Below are 18,353 nucleotides of genomic sequence, written 5' to 3'. Positions count from 1 at the left end.
GTAATAACGGAAATAACGTCAGCTGAGATGACGGGCAAAAAAATCCACGGTGGCATTGAGCGCTTCGGCGCGCATTGCATCTGATTCAAACAGAATTTCATGGCGCGCGCCTTCAATGACGCGCGGTGCGTTACCTTCGCAGGGATGCCCGGCTGCCGCCAGCGCCTGGCAGAAGAGATCCTGTGAACGGTTGTCCACCACATCATCTTCACTCGCCTGCAGCAGCAGCAGCGGCGTGGTGATATTTGCCGCCTGACGCATGATATTGCGTCCGGCCTGCACGCCTTCACGCACCCAGTGATAGGTCGGACCGCCGACGCGAATAGCCGGATCGTCAGCATAAAAGCGCAGATTGCGTCGATAGCGCTCGCGGCTGTGCGTCAGGCGGTTAATGCCAAACGGATGCGCGCGCCAGCGTCCGGTACCAAGGGCGTATCCGTCGCGCAGCGCCGGCCGCTTCTCTGCCCAGTCAAGAATACGGTGCGCCAGAAAGGGCGGCAGCGGTAGCACAATGCCAAACATAGGTGCGCACAGCACCGCCGCATGAAATGCCCGCGGCTGCCGGGCCAGAAACAGCGCGACAATCGCACCGCCCATTGAGTGAGCGAGGACATAGCGCTGCTGATAATGCTGGCTGACAATCTCTTTCAGGTAGAGCGTCTCCAGATCGTCAACATAGTCGCTGAACTCCACCACGTGTCCGCGGTGCGAATCTGCCAGCAGCCGCTCAGAGCGCCCCTGCCCGCGATGGTCAATAATCACCACATCGTAGCCGCAGTGAAACAGGTCGTATGCCAGCTCCGGGTATTTGATATAGCTTTCAATACGCCCCGGCACAATCAGGATCACGCGCGTGTGGTGTGGCGCAGTAAAACGTACATAGCGGAGAGTAAGATTGCCCGTTCCGGTGAACTCACACTCTTCCCGCTGCCGCCAGAAGTCGAGCAGCGGACCGGTAGCAAACGCCGCAAAAGCGCGTTCACGCCTGAGCCAGCTCTCTCTGTGATGCTGCATCTGCCCCTCCCGGAGAGTTCAGTTCGCCCTGCTGGTATGCCATAGCGCAGCGCAATTTTCTGGCGTATTGTGTCATACTTCGCTCGCTTCAGGGAATGTCACACATGACGACAGAATGGTGGTTAACCTACCTGCTTACCACAACCATCCTCAGCCTTTCACCAGGCTCAGGCGCTATCAATACCATGAGCACCGGTATCAGCCACGGCTATCGCGGTGCGGCCGTATCGATTACCGGCTTACAGCTCGGACTGGCGGTGCATATTGTGCTGGTGGGGGCCGGACTCGGCGCGCTATTTTCACAGTCGCTGCTGGCGTTTGAGATCCTCAAATGGGCCGGTGCTGCCTATCTGATCTGGCTGGGTATTCAGCAGTGGCGCGCCGCTGGCAGCCTCGACCTGAACGCCGTTGCCAAAGCGATGCCGCGCCGGCACCTGTTTCAGCGCGCGCTGCTGGTGAACCTGACCAACCCTAAAAGTATCGTGTTTCTCGCCGCGCTGTTTCCGCAGTTTATTCTGCCCCATCAGCCGCAGCTGATGCAGTATCTGATTCTCGGCGTGACCACGATTGTGGTCGATATCATCGTGATGATTGGCTACGCCACGCTGGCAACGCGCATTGCGGGCTGGATCAAAGGCCCGAGACAGATGAAGCTGCTGAACCGCATTTTTGGCGGATTGTTTATGGCGGTCGGCGCGCTGTTAGCCAGCGCGCGTAAAATAGCGTAATAAACGGCCGGGTGTGCGGTCAGCCACACCCGGCGCAGCGTCGCCGTTTCAGGCGACCGGGCCTAGCGCGAAATAATCAGGTGAATGCCAAAACCGGCAAACAGCACGCCCGCCATGCCATCCACCCACTTTGCCATGCGCTGATACTTCTCGCGCATCCACGGCAGGGCAAAGATAGCGGCCACCAGCGCAAACCATGCAAAGGTTTCCGCAATAATCAGCAGGAATAGCCCCCAGCGCGTCGCGGCACCGACATCATTGCCGACAAACAGCGAAAAGACGCTGCCAAAATAGATAATGGCTTTGGGATTGGACAGGTTTGTCAGCAGCCCTTTCAGAAAGCTCATGCCGCGCTTCGGCAGCTCCACCTCGGGTGCATCACTCTGCGGCTGCTTATGGCGCTGACGCGCCGAGCGCAGCAGCTGCCAGCCCATCCACAGCAGATAGAGCCCGCCGCCCACCATGATAATTTCATGCAGCCATGCCATTTTGGCCAGCAGCAGGTGCAGCCCCATCAGCGCTACGCCCGCCCAGACAACAATGCCCAGCGTAATGCCCAGCACGCCCATCATCGCCTCTTTACGCGAGCGGCTGGCCGCAGTTTGCGACACAAAAAAGAAGTCAGGGCCGGGGCTCATCAGCGCAACCAGGTGCACCAGCGCGACGGTAGCAAATAATATCAGCATGCGTTTAGTCCTTTATTCGTCATTATCAAGATGTTCCCGGATCATCAGCAGGAACGGCTTACCAAAGCGCTCCAGCTTGCGATGCCCTACGCCGTTTACGCTCAGCATATCTGACGCGCTGACCGGCAACTGTTCCGCCATTTCAATCAGCGTGGCGTCATTAAACACCACGTAAGGCGGAATATTCTCTTCATCAGCTATCGCCTTGCGCAGCTTACGCAGCTTGGCAAACAGCTTGCGATCGTAGTTGCCGCCGTACACTTTTGGTGCACTGCTGCGGCTTTTCGCCGTCACGGTACGCGGTACCGCAAGCATCAGCGGTATTTCAGCGCGCAGTACCGGACGCGCGGCCTCGGTGAGCTGCAGCGCAGAGTGCATGGCGATATTTTGTGTCACCATGCCGAGGTGGATGAGCTGACGCAGTACGCTGATCCAGTGCTCCAGGCTCTGCTCGCGCCCCAGGCCATAGATCGGCAGTTTGTCGTGGCCGTTATCGCGAATACGCTGGCTGGCTGAGCCGCGCAATACTTCCACAATGTAGCTCATGCCAAAACGCTGGCCGGTACGGTAAATGCACGACAGCGCTTTCTGCCCGTCAACCAGCCCGTCATAGCGGCGGGGAGGATCGAGGCAGATATCACAGTTGCCGCAGGGCTGCTGACGCCCTTCGCCAAAGTAGTTCAGCAGTACCAGACGCCGGCAGGTTTGCGCTTCCGCAAACGCGCCCATCGCATTGAGCTTGTGACGCTCGATATCCTGCAGCGGCCCCGGGACTTTCTCTTCCAGGCATTTGCGTAGCCAGACCATATCCGCCGGATCGTAAAGCATCATCGCTTCAGCAGGCAGGCCATCGCGGCCGGCGCGGCCGGTCTCCTGATAGTAGGATTCGATGTTGCGCGGGATATCAAAATGCACCACAAAGCGTACGTTGGGTTTGTTGATCCCCATGCCAAACGCCACGGTAGCGACCACAATCTGCAGATCGTCGCGCTGAAACGCTTCCTGCACATGCGCGCGCTGTGCGCTGTCGATGCCGGCGTGATAGGCGCCCACGCTCAGACCACGGCTCTGCAGACGCGCGGCGGTATCTTCCACTTTTGCCCGGCTGTTGCAGTAGATAATGCCGCTTTTGCCGCGCTGCTCCTGTACGTAGCGCAGCAGCTGATCGGTGGGTTTAAACTTCTCCACCAGGGTATAGCGAATGTTAGGACGATCAAAGCTGCTGACCTGAATCAGCGGATCGCGCATCTGCAGCAAATGGACAATGTCGTTACGCGTGGTTTCATCGGCCGTGGCGGTCAGCGCCATCACCGGCAACTGCGGAAAGCGCTGCCTCAGCTGCCCGAGTGCGCCATACTCCGGCCGGAAGTCATGCCCCCACTGCGAAATACAGTGCGCTTCATCGACGGCCAGCATCACCGGATTCCAGTGCTGCAGCCCCTCGAGGAAGTTGTCCATCATCAACCGTTCCGGAGCGATGTAGAGCAGTTTGAGCTTCCCGGTACGGCAATCGGCAAAAACCTGCTGCTGCTGTTCGCGCGTCTGCGTCGAGTTAAGACACGCCGCCGCCACACCGTTGGCCAGCAGCTGATCAACCTGATCTTTCATCAGTGAAATCAGCGGGGAGACCACCAGTGTCAGCCCGTCCTGCACCAGCGCCGGGATCTGATAACAGATCGATTTGCCGCCGCCGGTCGGCATGACGACCAGACAGTCGCGCCCCGAGAGCGCTGACTCGATAATGGATTGCTGACCCGGACGAAACTGCTGATAGCCGAAGGTGTCATGTAACACCTGCTGCGCCAGCGTTTCCTGATTGTGCACTGCCGAAATTGCCACGGTAATCCTGTTTTACTGATTAGAACAGATCGTTAAGCGTTACGCCCACGCCTAAACGGGTCTGACGGTGGTTATAGTCGATAAGCGATTCGCCATAGCCGCTGAACAGCTGCGTATAAAAGCGAACGTGTTCAGTGAGAGGATAGCTCCAGGCGAAGGTTGCGCCGCCGTAGCCGCTGTTCCAGTTATAGTTGCCTTCCACGCTGAAAATGCTGTCGCCCATCATATAGCCGAGCTTCGCGCGGTAATAACCCATGTATTTGGTAATGTCCGGGTTATCGTCATTGCTGGCGCTTTCCGGCAGACGATACCAGGGCTTGATCTCCGCAAGGAAGTTGCCGTTTTCTGCCATCAGGCGGGCGTAAAGGCGGTTCCAGCTGCGGGAAGTGGGATCGCTGCGACCATTGGACTGATGATTAACGCCCAGCTCCACATCGCGCAGCGTCCAGCCTGCCAGTGAGTAGTCCGTTGCCCAGCCCAGAAACAGCTGTGGCTCATAGTTCGTTTCGCGGAAGGGTGACGACGCGCCGCGATTCGACAGCTGCCACCATGAACGCTGAGTATACGAGGCGGCCAGTACTGAGTTATCACCTAAAATGCCGCGCCACAGCGGAAACGCCAGGCTGAGCTGGAATTTTACTTCATCTTTTTTCGCTTTGTCTGCCCAGTTGTAAGAGGAAATCGCCTCTTTATTCATGTCGCTGGTGTAGGTGTAAAGCAGGTAGTTGTTTTCATAGGGGTAAAGCACAAACGGATTGTCATGCTTTTCCAGCAGATTTGCGATCACGCTCCCCTTCACCGCAGGTGCGTCGTGAATATTTTTAATCGTGGCTTCATCTGCCTGCGCCAGTGCAGGAACGGTTAATGCCGCGGCCAGCATGACGTATTGCTTACGCATAGTGTTCTCCAGTGCGCTGCGTGGGAAGGTTTTCAGGGCGGTGGTACAAAAAGCAGGCCATTCTACACGCAAAGCGGGGCGTTGATCAGCGCCGATTTCTGAAACTGGAAAGCAGCGCGGGAGCAGCATAATATACACAACTTCTTAACATCTTAAGGCCGTAACTATGTCATCTCCGATGCTGACTCAGCAGGACGCGCGCCAGCTGATTGGTGAAATTTTTGTTTATCATATGCCATTTAATCAGGCGCTGGGCCTGGAACTGGAACACCTTGATGCTGATACGGTCCGGCTGGCATTTGCCAATAAAACCATGCTGGTAGGCAACGCCGCACAGCAAATCCTGCATGGCGGCGTGATTGCCTCAGTACTGGATGTTACCGCCGGACTGGTTTGCGTCAGCCATGCGCTGACGCGGCAGGAGAGCATCAGCGAAGAGGAGCTGCGGCAGCGGCTGGCGCGAATGGGCACTATCGATCTGCGGGTTGATTATCTGCGCCCGGGCCGCGGCGAGCGTTTTATCGCTACCGGCACTCTGCTGCGTGCCGGTAATAAAGTCGCCGTGGCGCGCGTTGAACTGCATAATGAGCAGCACGATTATATCGCTACGGCCACCGCCACCTACCTGATTGGTTAACCCACGCAGCGCAACCGGTGCGCCGCCTTATGGACAATACAATGGACAGCCAGCAAACGCGGGAGGGCATTTTTTATGCGCTCGGCGCTTATTTTATCTGGGGCGTTGCTCCGGCCTACTTCAAACTGGTCAGGGCAGTGCCGCCCGCCGAAATCATGACCCATCGGGTGATCTGGTCCGTGCTGTTTATGCTGATCCTGATCACGCTGAGCCGCAGCTGGAAGCAGGTGCGTCAGGTGGCCGCTCAGCCGAAAAAAGTTCTGCTGCTGGCGCTGACCGCCGTCACCGTCGGCGGCAACTGGCTGCTGTTTATCTGGGCGGTCAATAATCAGCATATGCTGGAGGCGAGCCTCGGCTACTTTATCAATCCGCTGATTAATGTGGTGTTGGGTATGCTGTTTCTGCGTGAGCGCTTTCGCCGTCTGCAGTGGCTGGCGGTTGTGCTGGCGGCGGCGGGCGTACTGGTGCAGCTGTGGCAGTTTGGCTCGCTGCCGGTAATTGCGCTGGGGCTGGCGCTGAGCTTTGCGCTGTATGGTCTGGTGCGGAAAAAGATCCAGGTTGATGCACAAAGCGGCATGCTGATCGAGACGATGTGGCTGTTCCCGCTGGCGGCGATCTATCTGTTTGGTATTGCCGACAGCGCGACCAGTCATCTCAGCGCCAATCCGCTCAGCCTCAATCTGATGCTGGTGGCCGCCGGCGTGCTGACCACCATTCCGCTGATGCTGTTTGCCGCAGCCTGCGCGCGTCTGCGCCTCTCAACCGTGGGCTTTTTCCAGTATCTTGGCCCGACGCTGATGTTTCTGCTGGCGGTACTGTTTTATGGCGAGCGTCTCACCCCCGATAAGCTGGTCACCTTTGGCTTTATCTGGCTGGCGCTGGCGGTGTTTATTTTTGACGCCGTACTCTTCTCAGCCCGCACGCGGATGCGCAAAGCGTGAGATAAAGCGCGCCAGTGCCGGGCCGGTGAGCAGAATGGTAAACAGACGCAGCGTCTGCAGCGCCATAACAAACGCCATATCGACCCGGCTGCCGGCGGCGATAATAGCGACGGTATCCAGCCCGCCCGGGCTGGTAGCCAGATAGGCGGTCATCAGGTCAATATGCAATACCCGCGTCAGCATCCATGCCAGCGCCGCACACAGCACCATCAGCCCGAGGATTGAGGCGAGCATCTGCGGCAGCGTCCGCAGCGCCAGCAGGAAAATCGGGCGCGTAAAGCGCAGTCCGACGCTCCATCCAATCAGCGCATAGGCCAGCGCCAGCAGCCACTCCGGCACCTGCAACGTCGCGATTTCGCTCCCCTGCAGCGTGGCCCCAGTCAGCGCCGGCAGCAGCAGCGCACCGGAGGGGATCCGCAGGCGCTGCCCGAGCCAGGCACCGGCGATCATCACCACCAGCGTCAGCAAAAAACCGTGGCCGAGCGCCGGAAACCAGATTAGTCCGGTCGCACCGCCGCTGGTATCCAGACCAATACGCGCCACTACCGCCGCCGCCGTGGCGACGAACAGCACGCGCAGATACTGCATAAACGCGACCAGACGCACGTCAGCCCCGAAATCCCCTGCCATCGCCACCATCGCCGAGGCGCCGCCGGGCGACGATCCCCAGGCACCGGTAGGCCCCGGCAGGTTACTGAAGCGCACCAGCAGAAAACCTGAGAGACCGCTGGCGGCCAGCGTAAGGATCAATACCGCCAGCACCACCGGCCAGTCGTTTAATAAGGGGGTCAGTATGGCGGGCGACAGGCTCTGAGCGATCATGCAGCCCAGCACCGCCTGCGCCAGAATAAACAGCCGCTTATCGATGCGCAGCGTTGCGCCGCTGAGTCCCATTACGGTTCCGGTGATCATCGGGCCAAGCAGCAGCGCAGCGGGCAGGTGAAGCAGCTGGAGAGCAACGCCCAGCGTCAAAGATGCAACCACCAGCAGCATCCATTGTAAGCGGAGAGAGTAGTGTGACATGAGCAAAATCAGACAAAGATAAGAGTTCAACAGGTTACGCAGGTTGCGCCCCCGGAGCCAGCGCAAATCGTTTTTTAATCAGCAGGCGGGGGCGATGTTTGACCAGGGCGCCATGAATGGCGCCCCTACAGAAATGTAGGGGGCGCATTTATGCGCCCCTGGCGTCAGACGGGTGCGGTGTTCAACCAGGGCGCCATGAATGGCGTCATCAGGCGAGTGCGGTATTTAACCAGGGCGCCATGAATGGCGTCATCAGACGGGCACAATTATTCAGCCAGGGCGCCATGAATGGCGTCATCAGACGCGTGCGATATTCAACCAGGGCGCCATGAATGGCGCCCCTACAAAAATGTAGGGGGCGCATTTATGCGCCCCTGGCGTCAGGCGGGTACGGTATTCAGCCAGGGCGCCATGAATGGCATTATCAGACGGGTGCGGTGTTCGACCAGGGCGCCATTAATGGCGCCCCTACAGGAACGTAGGGGGCGCATTTATGCGCCCCTGGCGTCAGACGGATACGGTATTCAACCAGGGCGCCATGAATGGCGCCCCTACAGAAATGTAGGGGGCGCATTTATGCGCCCCTGGCGTCAGACGGGTGCGGTGTTCAACCAGGGCGCCATGAATGGCACCCCACGATCACAGCCAGTTTTTGCGTTTGAAATAGAGATAAGGTGCCAGGCCTGCCAGCATCATCAGGCAGATTGCGCCAGGATAGCCGAAGCTCCATTTTAGCTCAGGCATAAACTCAAAGTTCATACCATAGCTGGAAGCCACCAGCGTTGGCGGCAGGAACACCACCGAGACCACCGAGAAGATCTTGATAATGCGGTTCTGTTCGATATTGATAAAGCCCATCGCCGCCTGCATCAGAAAGTTGACCTTCTGGAACAGGGATTCATTGTGCGGCAGCAGCGATTCAATATCGCGCAGGATCTCACGTGCCTGCTCCAGCTGGTTACCTGGCAGGCGCGCCTTACGCACAAGGAAATTGAGCGCACGCTGCGTATCCATCAGGCAGAGACGGACTTTCCAGCCGATATCTTCCAGCTCGGCGAGACGCGACAGCGCCTCGTCATACTCTTCACCCTGCTGGCCTTCCATAATCACGCGGCTCAACTTCTCCAGCGCGCTATAGATATTTTCAATCTCATCCGCCAGCTGCTCAATTTTGGTCTCGAACAGATCCAGCAGCAGCTCGTAAGCGTTGCCGTCGGTCAGCTGCTGATTGCGGGCGCGCATGCGGTAAAGGCGAAAGGCTGGCAGCTCGCGCTCGCGCAGCGTATAGAGGCGATCTTCGCGGATTGTAAAGGCCACGGTGGAGTTGCCGGCGTGATCTTCAGCATCCTCAAAGAAAAAGAACGAGTGGATATGCAGGCCATCTTCATCTTCAAAGAAGCGCGCCGAGGCTTCAATATCTTCCAGCTCCGGACGCGTTGCCAGGCTCTGTCCCAGCTCTGACTGCACGCGCTCGCGCTCGCTGTCATCCGGCTCGATGAGATCGACCCATACCGACGTGTTGAGTTTATCGTTGTTGTCTTCCAGCTCGATGCGCGTCAGGCGATCGCGCTCGAGTTTAAATGCGCTCAGCATAGCAATACTCCCCATTGCAGACCAAATGGGACAGGGCGGTGCCCGTCACGTCCGAAACGTAACGGACACGGCAAAGCCTTAACGCGGAAACTTTCGCTTCAGGGTGTGATCAGTGCTGACTCATGCGACGGATAAGCAAAGGAGGTCGCGGATAACCTTTAAGGCTACCTGCGTAAAGAGGTAGCCTTAGATATTCCTGCTAAACAGGATGTTGAGCCAGCATCGACTGGGCGCGTCCAAGGCATTGTCCTCTCATGATAATAGTGCGCGCATGTTACGCTGAGACGAAAAAGTCGTCAAGGTAGCGCAGCCGCGCTACATCGCCTCCAGCCGCGCATACGCGGCGACCAGCCACTTAATGCCCTGCCCCTGGAAAGCGACCTGCAGGCGACTGTGCTCGCCGCTGCCTTCCAGATTAATAATGGTGCCTTCGCCAAACTTCGCGTGGCGCACCCGCTGACCCAGGGTAAAGCCGCTGTCGCTTTTGCTGGTGGGCGTGCCCATGCGCTGATGGCTGACCGGACGGCTGACGCTGGCGCGCAGGCGCACTTCCTCCACGCACTCTTCCGGCAGTTCGCCAATAAAGCGCGACGGGCGATGATAGACTTCCTTGCCGTAAAGCCGCCGCGTCTCGGCGTAGGTGAGCGTCAGCTTGACCATCGCCCGGGTGACGCCAACATAGGCCAGCCGCCGCTCCTCCTCCAGACGCCCGCCCTCATCCAGCGACATCTGGCTCGGGAACATGCCCTCTTCCATGCCGACAATAAAGACCTGAGTAAACTCCAGCCCTTTTGCCGAGTGTAGCGTCATCAGCTGTACGGCATCCTGCCATTTATCCGCCTGACCTTCGCCCGCCTCCAGCGCGGCGTGCGATAAAAACGCCTGCAGCGGCATCAAATCTTCATCTTCATCCTGATAGCTGAACTGGCGGGTGGCCGTGACCAGCTCCTCTAAGTTCTCGATACGCGCCTGGCCTTTTTCGCCTTTTTCCTGCTCATACATCAGCCACAGACCGGAATCTTTAATCACGCGATCGGTCTGCACATGCAGCGGCATCTCTGCGGTTTCATGCGCCAGCGCATCAACCAGTTCGCAGAAGCGCTGCAGTGCCGACGCCGCCCGGCCCGCCAGGGCCCGGTTCTGCAGCAGTTCCCGCGTAGCCTGCCACAGCGTCAGCTGTTTTTCGCGCGCCGTCTGCCGTACCACATCCAGCGTTCTGTCGCCCACGCCGCGCGTCGGCGTATTGACCACGCGTTCAAACGCGGCGTCGTCGTTGCGGTTGGCGATCAGGCGCAGATAGGCGAGCGCATCTTTGATCTCCTGGCGTTCAAAGAAGCGCATACCGCCATAAATACGGTAGGGCATGCTGGCCTGCAGCAGCGCCTCTTCCAGCACGCGCGACTGGGCGTTACTGCGATAGAGAATCGCGCAATCCTGCAGCGCATTGCCGTTCTCATGCCAGGTTTTAATGCGGTTAACCACAAAGCGCGCTTCATCCAGCTCGTTAAACGCGCAGTAGATTGAAATCTTTTCGCCGTCGCTGCCGTCGGTCCAGAGCTCTTTTCCAAGCCGCCCGCTGTTGTTGGCGATCAGGGCATTGGCAGATTTCAGGATATGGTTGGTGGAGCGGTAGTTCTGCTCCAGGCGGATAGTTTCCGCCCCGGGAAAGTCCTGCAGGAAGCGCTGGATATTTTCAACCTGCGCGCCGCGCCAGCCGTAGATGGACTGATCGTCATCGCCGACAATAATTACCCGGCTGCTGTCGCCCGCCAGCATGCGGATCCACGCATACTGAATGTTGTTGGTGTCCTGAAACTCATCGACCAGAATATTGCTAAAGCGCTCGCGATAATGATTCAGGATCTGAGGCTTATGCAGCCACAGCTCATGCGCGCGCAGCAGCAGCTCGGCAAAATCGACCAGGCCGGCGCGATCGCACGCCTCCTGATAGGCCTGATAAATACGCAGCCACGTCTGCTCAACCGGATTGTTGTAGCTTTCGATATGTTTTGGCCGCAGGCCCTCATCTTTCTTGCCGTTGATGTACCACATGCCCTGCCGTGCCGGCCACTGCTTATCATCCAGATTCATTGACTTAATCAGACGCTTCAGCAGCCGCAGCTGATCTTCGCTGTCGAGGATCTGAAAATCCTGCGGCAGTCCGGCATCCAGATGGTGCGCCCGCAGCAGGCGATGCGCCAGGCCATGGAATGTGCCAATCCACATGCCGCCCTGTCCGCTGCCAATCAGCTGATCGATACGATGACGCATCTCAGCCGCCGCTTTATTGGTGAAGGTGACCGCCATGATGGAGTATGGCGAGCAGTTCTCCACCGACAGCAGCCAGGCGATGCGGTGCACCAGCACACGGGTTTTGCCGCTGCCTGCTCCGGCCAGCACCAGCAGATTGCTGCGCGGTGCGGCAACCGCCTCACGCTGTTTGTCATTCAAGCCGTCGAGCAGATCAGAAACGTCCATAAGCACCGTTTTTAAAGAATAGAGTTGCGTACCCTGAGTCATTCGTCCTGCAGCGATGCTGCAGATCTCTGAATGGTCGCGCGCTTACGCAGGTAAGTCGCCAGAGTGAACCGGCACAGCCCGTAAAGCCGTGCGCCGGAGGATACGACTGGATAAATTTACAGCCATTATAGCAGTGAGGTCAGGGATGCCAACCGATGAATTTCAACGTGCGGCAGCAGACGGGCGTCATCAATCTGCATCAGATTGCCGCTGTTCAGGTTGATCCAGCACGCCTGCAGGCCGGCGCGCAGCGCGCCTGCAACATCGGTGGTCAGGTCATCGCCAACGTGCAGGATCGCCTCCGGCGCAATAGCCAGCCGCTCCGCCGCGAGATGATACATATCCTGCCACGGCTTGGCGCGACCGTGCGGACCGGCGCGCAGCGTAAACTGAAAGTAGTGCTGAATGCCGAGCTTTTCCGGATCGGCATTGCCGTTGGTGATCGCCACCAGCGGCACGCGCTCGTCGAGCCAGCGCAGCGTCTGGTGCGTCTCTTCCGGCATCACAACCTGACTGCGCCAGTGGTGAAAGGTGCGCATAACCTCTCCTGCGCCCGCGGCAGCGTCGGCGGCCGGCAGGCCAATATTCAGTAACGCCAGCTCCACCGAACGGCGGCGCCACTCTGAGACGTCATGATAAATATCGGGTTCGCGCGCCAGCAGCTCATCACGCAGCTGCTGATAATCGGCCGGTGTGAATTCACGCAGCGCCGGGTGAAACGCCTGCAGCGCCGCATGCGTCTCCTGCGCGGTCTTACGGATCACCGGGCGGTTGTCATACAGCGTATCATCCAGATCGAAGGTCAGCGCCTTAACCGGATGCAGGGAGCGGTAAAACTTCATTCTGATTTTCCTCGTTTGGCACGCGGATGCGCGGCATCGTAGACCGAGGCCAGATGCTGGAAATCGAGATGGGTATAGATCTGGGTGGTCGAGAGATTGGCATGCCCGAGCAGCTCCTGCACCGCGCGCAGGTCGCCGCTTGACTCCAGCAGGTGCGTGGCAAATGAGTGGCGCAGCTTATGCGGATGAATATGGCTGGCCACGCCCTGCTTGATGCCCCACTCGGCAAACCGCTTCTGCACGTTGCGCGCGGAAATCCGGCTGCCGCGCGAAGAGACAAACAGCGCATCATCCTGCGGAGCAAAACTGTCGCGCAGCGCCAGCCAGTGCTGCAGCCAGGTCACCGCCGTTGCGCCAACCGGCACGCGCCGCTCTTTACTGCCTTTGCCCAGCACCTGGACTTCACCCGACTCTGCATCAAGATCGCGGCAGTTGATCCCGACCAGCTCGCTGAGACGCAGGCCGCCGCCATACATGGTTTCAAGCATTGCGCGATCGCGCACCGCCAGCGGGTCATTAAGGTCAATCTCCAGCAGCTGCGTGACTTCATCCACGTCCATATTCTTTGGCAGATGGCGGGCGTTACGCGGCGTGGCGATACCTTTCGCCGGATTTGCGCTCAGCATGCCCTGGCTGACCTGCCAGTCGAGAAAGCTGCGCAGGGCAGACATCCGCAGCGCCAGACTGCTCGCCTGCAGGCCATCGCGCCGGCTGCGCGCCGCCAGACTGCGCACCTGCGCCGGCTCCAGCTTTGACCATTCGGTTAACTGCATGCTTTCCGCGAGAGTCACAAGCGCCAGCAGCTGGCGACGATAGTTTTTCTGCGTCAGCGGGCTGAGCTGACGTTCAACCTGCAGGTAGCGCAGAAAGGCGTCGACCGCGGGCAGCAGCGTACTCATACGCGCTCGATCCAGCGCGCCAGCAGCGCCGGCAGCATCTGGGCCAGGTGCTGCAGTAAGAGTGTTCCCATGCCGGCCTGATAGTGCTGATTATCGCGGCTGCTGAAGATGACGACGCCCGCTTCACCCCGCTCGCCCAGCAGCGACATCGCAACCGAGCCGACCGCTTTCGCCTGCGGCAGCAGCAGCAGCAGCTCCGGCCCGTTCAGGCTGCCAAGATAGTGCTGCTGCTGACCAAAACGCTGAATACGCAGCGGCTCAAACGCCTGTCGCGCCAGACCCAGCTGGATAAAATCAGAGGGTGCGCCGAGGCGCCATTGATCGCTGAACAGCCGCACATTGGCGCCCGCCAGACCCAGCTCGCGCGCCCAGCGCTGCAGGCGGTTCAGCATCTCCTGCAGGCTGTCAGCAGCGGCGAGATGCCCCTGCAGCGCCAGCAGGCGATCGAACAGCTGATGATTGGCGTTGGCCTGCTCCATCAGCAGCGTGATCTCCTCTTCCAGCTGACGGATGTGGTTGCGCTGGCGCGCCATATGCCACTCTACCAGCGAGACGCTGCCGCGCACCGCGTGCGGCACCGCCATCTGTTCAACCTGACGTGCGTTGCGGATAAAAAAATCGGGGTTCTGCTGCAGATAAGCGCTGACGGCGCGATCGTCAAGCTGCACCGCGCTGTCAGTCTGCTCTTCCGGGTATTTCATAAATGGATAAATCCGTCATAAACGTGGGTGGCGGGTCCGGTCATATATAGCGGCTGTCCGGCCCCCTTCCAGGCGATATGCAGCGTGCCGCCTGGCAGATCGACACGCACTTTTTCTGCCAGCAGCCCCTGCTGAATACCACAGGCTACCGCTGCACAGGCGCCGCTGCCGCACGCCTGGGTTTCGCCGGCTCCGCGCTCATAAACGCGCAGGCGTACGTGCTCACGGCTGACCACTTCCATAAAGCCGACGTTAACGCGTTCCGGGAAGCGCTCGTGACTCTCCAGCGCCGGCCCCAGCGTCTCAACGGCTGCAGTTATCACGCTCTCCACCTGAATCACACAGTGCGGATTACCCATTGAGACGGCACCAAACATCACGGTCTGCTCAGCGACGCGCTGCAGATAGAGATTCTCCGCCTTGTTAGCGCGCAGCGGCACACGCTGCGGATCAAAATCAGGCTCGCCCATATTGACCCGTACCAGCTCATCGCTGGTCACGCTCAGCACCATACGTCCGGTTTGAGTGCTGACGCGAATGTCACTTTTATTGGTCAGCCCTTTGAGGCGCACAAAGCGGGCGAAACAGCGCGCGCCGTTGCCACACTGCGCCACTTCACTGCCGTCAGCGTTAAATATGCGATAGTGAAAGTCGAGATCCGGATCGTAGGGTGGCTCTACGATCAGCAGCTGATCAAAGCCGATCCCCAGATGCCGATCCGCCAGGCGGCGAATCAATTCCGGCGAAAAAAAGACGTTTTGTGTCACTGCATCCACGACCATAAAGTCGTTGCCGAGACCGTGCATTTTCGAGAACTGCATTTTCTGCTCCGCCGGATTACTCATTAAATTTAGTTTGACTGTACGCCTGATGAGCTGCCGGTGACCAGGCCCCCGGTATCCGCCTGCTGAGCGGCCTGCTGCTGCTGTTCTGTCGGCTTGTCATTCTGCTGCGGCTTATCCGCGGGCGGGAAGTATAACGGGCCTTTCAGGCCGCAGCCTGCCAGGCTGACCAGCATCAGCGCCATGCCCAACTGGCTTATGACTCGTCTCATTTTATCTGCTCGTATTGTCCAATTCTCAGCTGCTTATCATCGCAGCTGATGGTGTAAAAGCAACAGGAAATATCGGACAGGGTGGCCGCACAGGCTGGCTGAAAACCCGCGATCAGTGCACCTGATAACGCGGCATAAAATCGGCGTTGTCGTTATCCGGCGGGGTCGGGCAGAGCTGCGTCAGGGTCTGACTGCGGAACGGGATCACCTGAAAACGATCGCCGGTGTTCACGATTTGATAAAACTGCGGCAGATTGAAATTGATAAAGCTTGAGCCGTAGGTAAAGCGATCGTGTGATGAAGAGTAGAAACGGCTGACGTCGCGCACCAGCTCCTCTTTACTGCCTTCGCAGTGGTGGTAAATCTCCACGCGATTGCTTTCATCGAGAATATAGATGTTGAATCCGCGATCGTCGCTGGTGTCTTCAAAGAAGAACTGAATAATGCCTTCGCTGGCGTAGCCGTTTACCACCGGCGGCAGCGGAGTCTGATTCGATTCCACCTTGATCGATAACCCATGCAGCTTGTTGTTGGAAATCGCGCCGTAAAACTCTACCGCGTTCTCCAGCTTCTGCACCGAGACGCTCATGCGTTCAAAGAAGAGTCCCCAGGTCTGCCCCGCGACGCGAATCGCTTTGAAGCGGCCCGGCTCCTGCCGCGTACTCGACAGGCGCAGCTCAATGCACTCTGATACCAGCTGCTGAACCCGCGTGCGGATCAGGCCACGCAGATGCTGACTGTAGCAAAATACCTCAACCGTATCGGGCGGCGCCGCATCCTGATGCATCTTGCCCAGAATGGTTTTCAGCGCGTCAATCATCGCCTGTTCACCGCTGAAATGCAGGGTACGTACTTCATTCCACGAGTTGCGGTAGAGCAGATCGACGCTGCCAATCAGGCACTGCTGCTGCTGACCAAAGCTGAATACATCCAGCTTGCGGAAATCAAAGTGCACCACCTGGTTACGGAATGCCGCAGTGGGATCGTGCTCAAGATTGACAATAATCGCCAGATGGCGGATTTCGCACGGGCTGTAGAGCGCTTTTGGCGTAGGCGCCGGCAGGCGCAGCGGAAAGTGGCCGGAGACATCGCTGACCAGCTCCTGCAGACGCGCCAGGTCGCACAGCTCGTTACCTTTAATGTGCAGCCGCGTTTTCTGCGTCAGTAATCCGTTGAACCATGCCCACGCCACCAGCTTGTTCAGATAGCGGTTATATTCCAGCGGCTGATGGCTGATAATCGAACTCATATCCGGCGACTGATTATAGAGATACCAGCCTGGCCGGTTCGCGCGCCCGGCGGGCACGTGGATAAAGGTCAGATTCTCTTCTGACAGATCGGGTGATATTTGCGGGTTGACCAGCGTGACTTTACCCGGCAGCGCTTCAAAAGCGGCATACAGTTTACGCGTCAGTACGCCGATATCCTGCGGGCTGGCACTGACGCTTAAATTGTTCCGGCGCGCAAAGCGGATCAGATTACGATAGCTCTGCATCATCGCATCCAGCAGCTCATTATGCGCCTCGCGCACGCGCTCGATCTTCCACTCCGCCCGATTATCCAGAACGGCGAGTTTCGCTTCGTCCCAGCCCCAGGCTTTTACCAGCTGCAGCAGAATTTCGCGCCGCCAGCCGTTGCGGGCGTGCTGATCGTCACCGGAAAGCTTCTCGCACACTTTCAGATAGAAACAGCGCCGCACCAGATCGAGGCGGGCGTGATCTTCCACACTGGTCAGATAGCGCGTGACCCGCTCCAGCATCATGCAGTAGGGATCCAGCCCGAAGCTGACGATCTCGCCTTCATGCAGACGCTGTCTGATATCCATCGCCAGCAGCTGCGTATTCGGATACTCCCAGCTGTACGCTTCCAGCAGCAGCGTTTTCAGCACCGCTTTATAAGGGGAGTCGATACTTTTATAGAGCTGCCACAGGCTGGCGCCAAAATACTCTTCTGCCGACAGCGTACCGAGGCCGCCTAAATCGAGCCATTCGTTCGGTGTCAGTACGCCCTGTGAATAGAGCGACATGACGTAATCGTCATAGTGATGCTCTTCCTCATTCGGCACCATATTCCACAGGATGCGCTTACCTGCCATACGCACCGCCGTGCGATAGAACTCATCGAGCAGCAAAATATGCTGGGTCGATCCGCAATCCTCACCGCCGAGGCTGCCGCTCTCGTTGTGACGAAAACGGTTTTCATCAATAAGGAAAAAGCTGACTTCCACACCCATTGACACACACCACTTCTGTAACAGCGTACACTTACGCTGCAGGGCCAGACGCTCTTCGTTATCAAGCCAGGAGTGGTGGCACACCCAGATATCCAGATCGGATGCGCTGTTCTGCCCGACCGACGAGGTGCTGCCCATCGAGTAGATAGCGGTAATTGGCCGTTCGCCCCCGGCCGCTGGCGTCAGGTCTGCCGCCGGTTTGCCGGTAACGGTATGCAGCAGCTGCTGTTGCTGTTCATCAGGCGTGAAGAAGCAGACGCCGTGTGGAACGTTACCTTCGAGGTAACCCGGCATCAGAGGATGATGATAGTGCAATAATGTTGGCAGCAGACTGTAGACGTGCTGGAAAGCAGGCCCCATGGCAGCCAGCGCGCGATCTACGCGCAGCTGGTTAATCGCATCCAGTCTCTGTTTAAGTGTCTCAATGTAGAGGTACAAGACGTTTCGCCTGATTGTCCCAGTGTTAAGCACCCTGCTTCCAGCGTTTGCCATTTTAATAATGAGGTATGCAGGCAAATTATTGCTGGAAACGTGATCAATCTAACACCAGAAGGATTGACCGTAAAGAAAGTTGCGCTACATGACAGTTTAGCATCTGCCGCAGAGCAACCCGCTTTTTTTGCGCCACGCCTGCTGAGGTATGGCGAGCCACAAATGAATAGTGCGGCCTTTTCAATCCGTTGAAACTGACAGCATTCCCCTATCGATGATAGGATAATCGATGAACGATCAAAATGGTTAACGG

At 58.2% G+C, this 18,353-nt stretch carries 16 protein-coding genes; 3 read left to right on the top strand and 13 right to left on the bottom strand.

Annotated features, from left to right (window positions below; translation table 11 throughout):
* Positions 1 to 18 precede the first annotated feature (18 nt).
* Positions 19 to 1,014, bottom strand: a complete 996-nt coding sequence (pldB, locus tag DBY66_RS11475) for a lysophospholipase L2 (protein ID WP_039381774.1) — start codon at positions 1,012 to 1,014, stop codon at positions 19 to 21.
* 104 nt (positions 1,015 to 1,118) lie between these two features.
* Between pldB and rhtB the strand changes: the two genes are divergently transcribed.
* Positions 1,119 to 1,742 (top strand): homoserine/homoserine lactone efflux protein, encoded by a 624-nt coding sequence (gene rhtB / locus DBY66_RS11470; RefSeq protein WP_094111154.1) that lies wholly within the window; start codon positions 1,119 to 1,121, stop codon positions 1,740 to 1,742.
* A 62-nt stretch (positions 1,743 to 1,804) separates the two neighbouring features.
* Here the strand turns inward: rhtB and rhtC are convergent, their stop codons facing one another.
* From rhtC to pldA, 3 genes are read right to left on the bottom strand one after another with little or no spacing between them, the layout of a single operon-like run.
* Positions 1,805 to 2,428 carry a threonine export protein RhtC gene (gene rhtC / locus DBY66_RS11465; protein WP_104085852.1) on the bottom strand — a complete coding sequence of 208 codons (624 nt, stop codon included), beginning with the start codon at positions 2,426 to 2,428 and terminating at the stop codon, positions 1,805 to 1,807.
* A gap of 12 nt (positions 2,429 to 2,440) precedes the next feature.
* A complete protein-coding gene (gene recQ, locus DBY66_RS11460) occupies positions 2,441 to 4,267 on the bottom strand; it encodes an ATP-dependent DNA helicase RecQ (protein WP_039381770.1) in 1,827 nt (608 codons plus the stop codon).
* A 19-nt stretch (positions 4,268 to 4,286) separates the two neighbouring features.
* Complete coding sequence (gene pldA, locus DBY66_RS11455) at positions 4,287 to 5,165, bottom strand: phospholipase A (protein WP_039381766.1); 879 nt, start codon at positions 5,163 to 5,165, stop codon at positions 4,287 to 4,289.
* Positions 5,166 to 5,331: 166 nt separating this feature from the next.
* Here pldA and DBY66_RS11450 point away from each other — a divergent pair, with 166 nt between their 5' ends.
* Together DBY66_RS11450 and rarD are read left to right on the top strand one after the other, a co-directional pair.
* Positions 5,332 to 5,802, top strand: coding sequence for a thioesterase family protein (locus tag DBY66_RS11450; RefSeq protein ID WP_039381765.1), 471 nt, complete (start codon positions 5,332 to 5,334; stop codon positions 5,800 to 5,802).
* Between the two features lie 41 nt (positions 5,803 to 5,843).
* Positions 5,844 to 6,743: an EamA family transporter RarD gene (gene rarD, locus DBY66_RS11445; RefSeq protein ID WP_108570302.1), complete on the top strand. Its 900-nt coding sequence runs from the start codon at positions 5,844 to 5,846 to the stop codon at positions 6,741 to 6,743.
* Here rarD and DBY66_RS11440 read toward each other — a convergent pair.
* From DBY66_RS11440 to DBY66_RS11400, 9 genes are all read right to left on the bottom strand, one after another.
* Positions 6,714 to 7,766: an AbrB family transcriptional regulator gene (locus tag DBY66_RS11440; RefSeq protein WP_039381762.1), complete on the bottom strand. Its 1,053-nt coding sequence runs from the start codon at positions 7,764 to 7,766 to the stop codon at positions 6,714 to 6,716. The genes rarD and DBY66_RS11440 overlap by 30 nt on opposite strands.
* Positions 7,767 to 8,405: 639 nt before the next feature.
* On the bottom strand, positions 8,406 to 9,359 hold the full coding sequence (gene corA / locus DBY66_RS11435; protein ID WP_039381760.1) for a magnesium/cobalt transporter CorA: 954 nt from the start codon (positions 9,357 to 9,359) through the stop codon (positions 8,406 to 8,408).
* 315 nt (positions 9,360 to 9,674) lie between these two features.
* Positions 9,675 to 11,837 carry a DNA helicase II gene (uvrD, locus tag DBY66_RS11430; RefSeq protein ID WP_039385680.1) on the bottom strand — a complete coding sequence of 721 codons (2,163 nt, stop codon included), beginning with the start codon at positions 11,835 to 11,837 and terminating at the stop codon, positions 9,675 to 9,677.
* A 167-nt stretch (positions 11,838 to 12,004) separates the two neighbouring features.
* Complete coding sequence (gene yigB / locus DBY66_RS11425; protein ID WP_108570303.1) at positions 12,005 to 12,721, bottom strand: 5-amino-6-(5-phospho-D-ribitylamino)uracil phosphatase YigB; 717 nt, start codon at positions 12,719 to 12,721, stop codon at positions 12,005 to 12,007.
* Positions 12,718 to 13,620 (bottom strand): tyrosine recombinase XerC, encoded by a 903-nt coding sequence (gene xerC, locus DBY66_RS11420; RefSeq protein WP_108570304.1) that lies wholly within the window; start codon positions 13,618 to 13,620, stop codon positions 12,718 to 12,720. The genes yigB and xerC overlap by 4 nt, the downstream gene beginning before the upstream one ends.
* Positions 13,617 to 14,321 (bottom strand): DUF484 domain-containing protein, encoded by a 705-nt coding sequence (locus DBY66_RS11415; RefSeq protein WP_094111160.1) that lies wholly within the window; start codon positions 14,319 to 14,321, stop codon positions 13,617 to 13,619. Before DBY66_RS11415 ends, xerC begins: the two co-directional genes overlap by 4 nt.
* Positions 14,318 to 15,142, bottom strand: a complete 825-nt coding sequence (gene dapF, locus DBY66_RS11410) for a diaminopimelate epimerase (RefSeq protein WP_039385679.1) — start codon at positions 15,140 to 15,142, stop codon at positions 14,318 to 14,320. Before dapF ends, DBY66_RS11415 begins: the two co-directional genes overlap by 4 nt.
* A gap of 29 nt (positions 15,143 to 15,171) precedes the next feature.
* A complete protein-coding gene (locus tag DBY66_RS11405) occupies positions 15,172 to 15,375 on the bottom strand; it encodes a lipoprotein (RefSeq protein WP_039381747.1) in 204 nt (67 codons plus the stop codon).
* Between the two features lie 112 nt (positions 15,376 to 15,487).
* The gene (locus tag DBY66_RS11400) at positions 15,488 to 18,046 is read right to left on the bottom strand and encodes a class I adenylate cyclase (RefSeq protein WP_104085856.1); all 2,559 of its coding nucleotides are present in this window, start codon (positions 18,044 to 18,046) and stop codon (positions 15,488 to 15,490) included.
* Between the last annotated feature and the right edge of the window lie 307 nt (positions 18,047 to 18,353).

Source organism: Pantoea sp. RIT413, assembly GCF_003057675.2.
GTDB classification, from domain to species: Bacteria; Pseudomonadota; Gammaproteobacteria; order Enterobacterales; family Enterobacteriaceae; genus Pantoea; species Pantoea eucrina.
The sequence above is the reverse complement of the archived record's forward strand: the minus strand, read 5'-3'. Positions and strand labels throughout refer to the sequence as shown.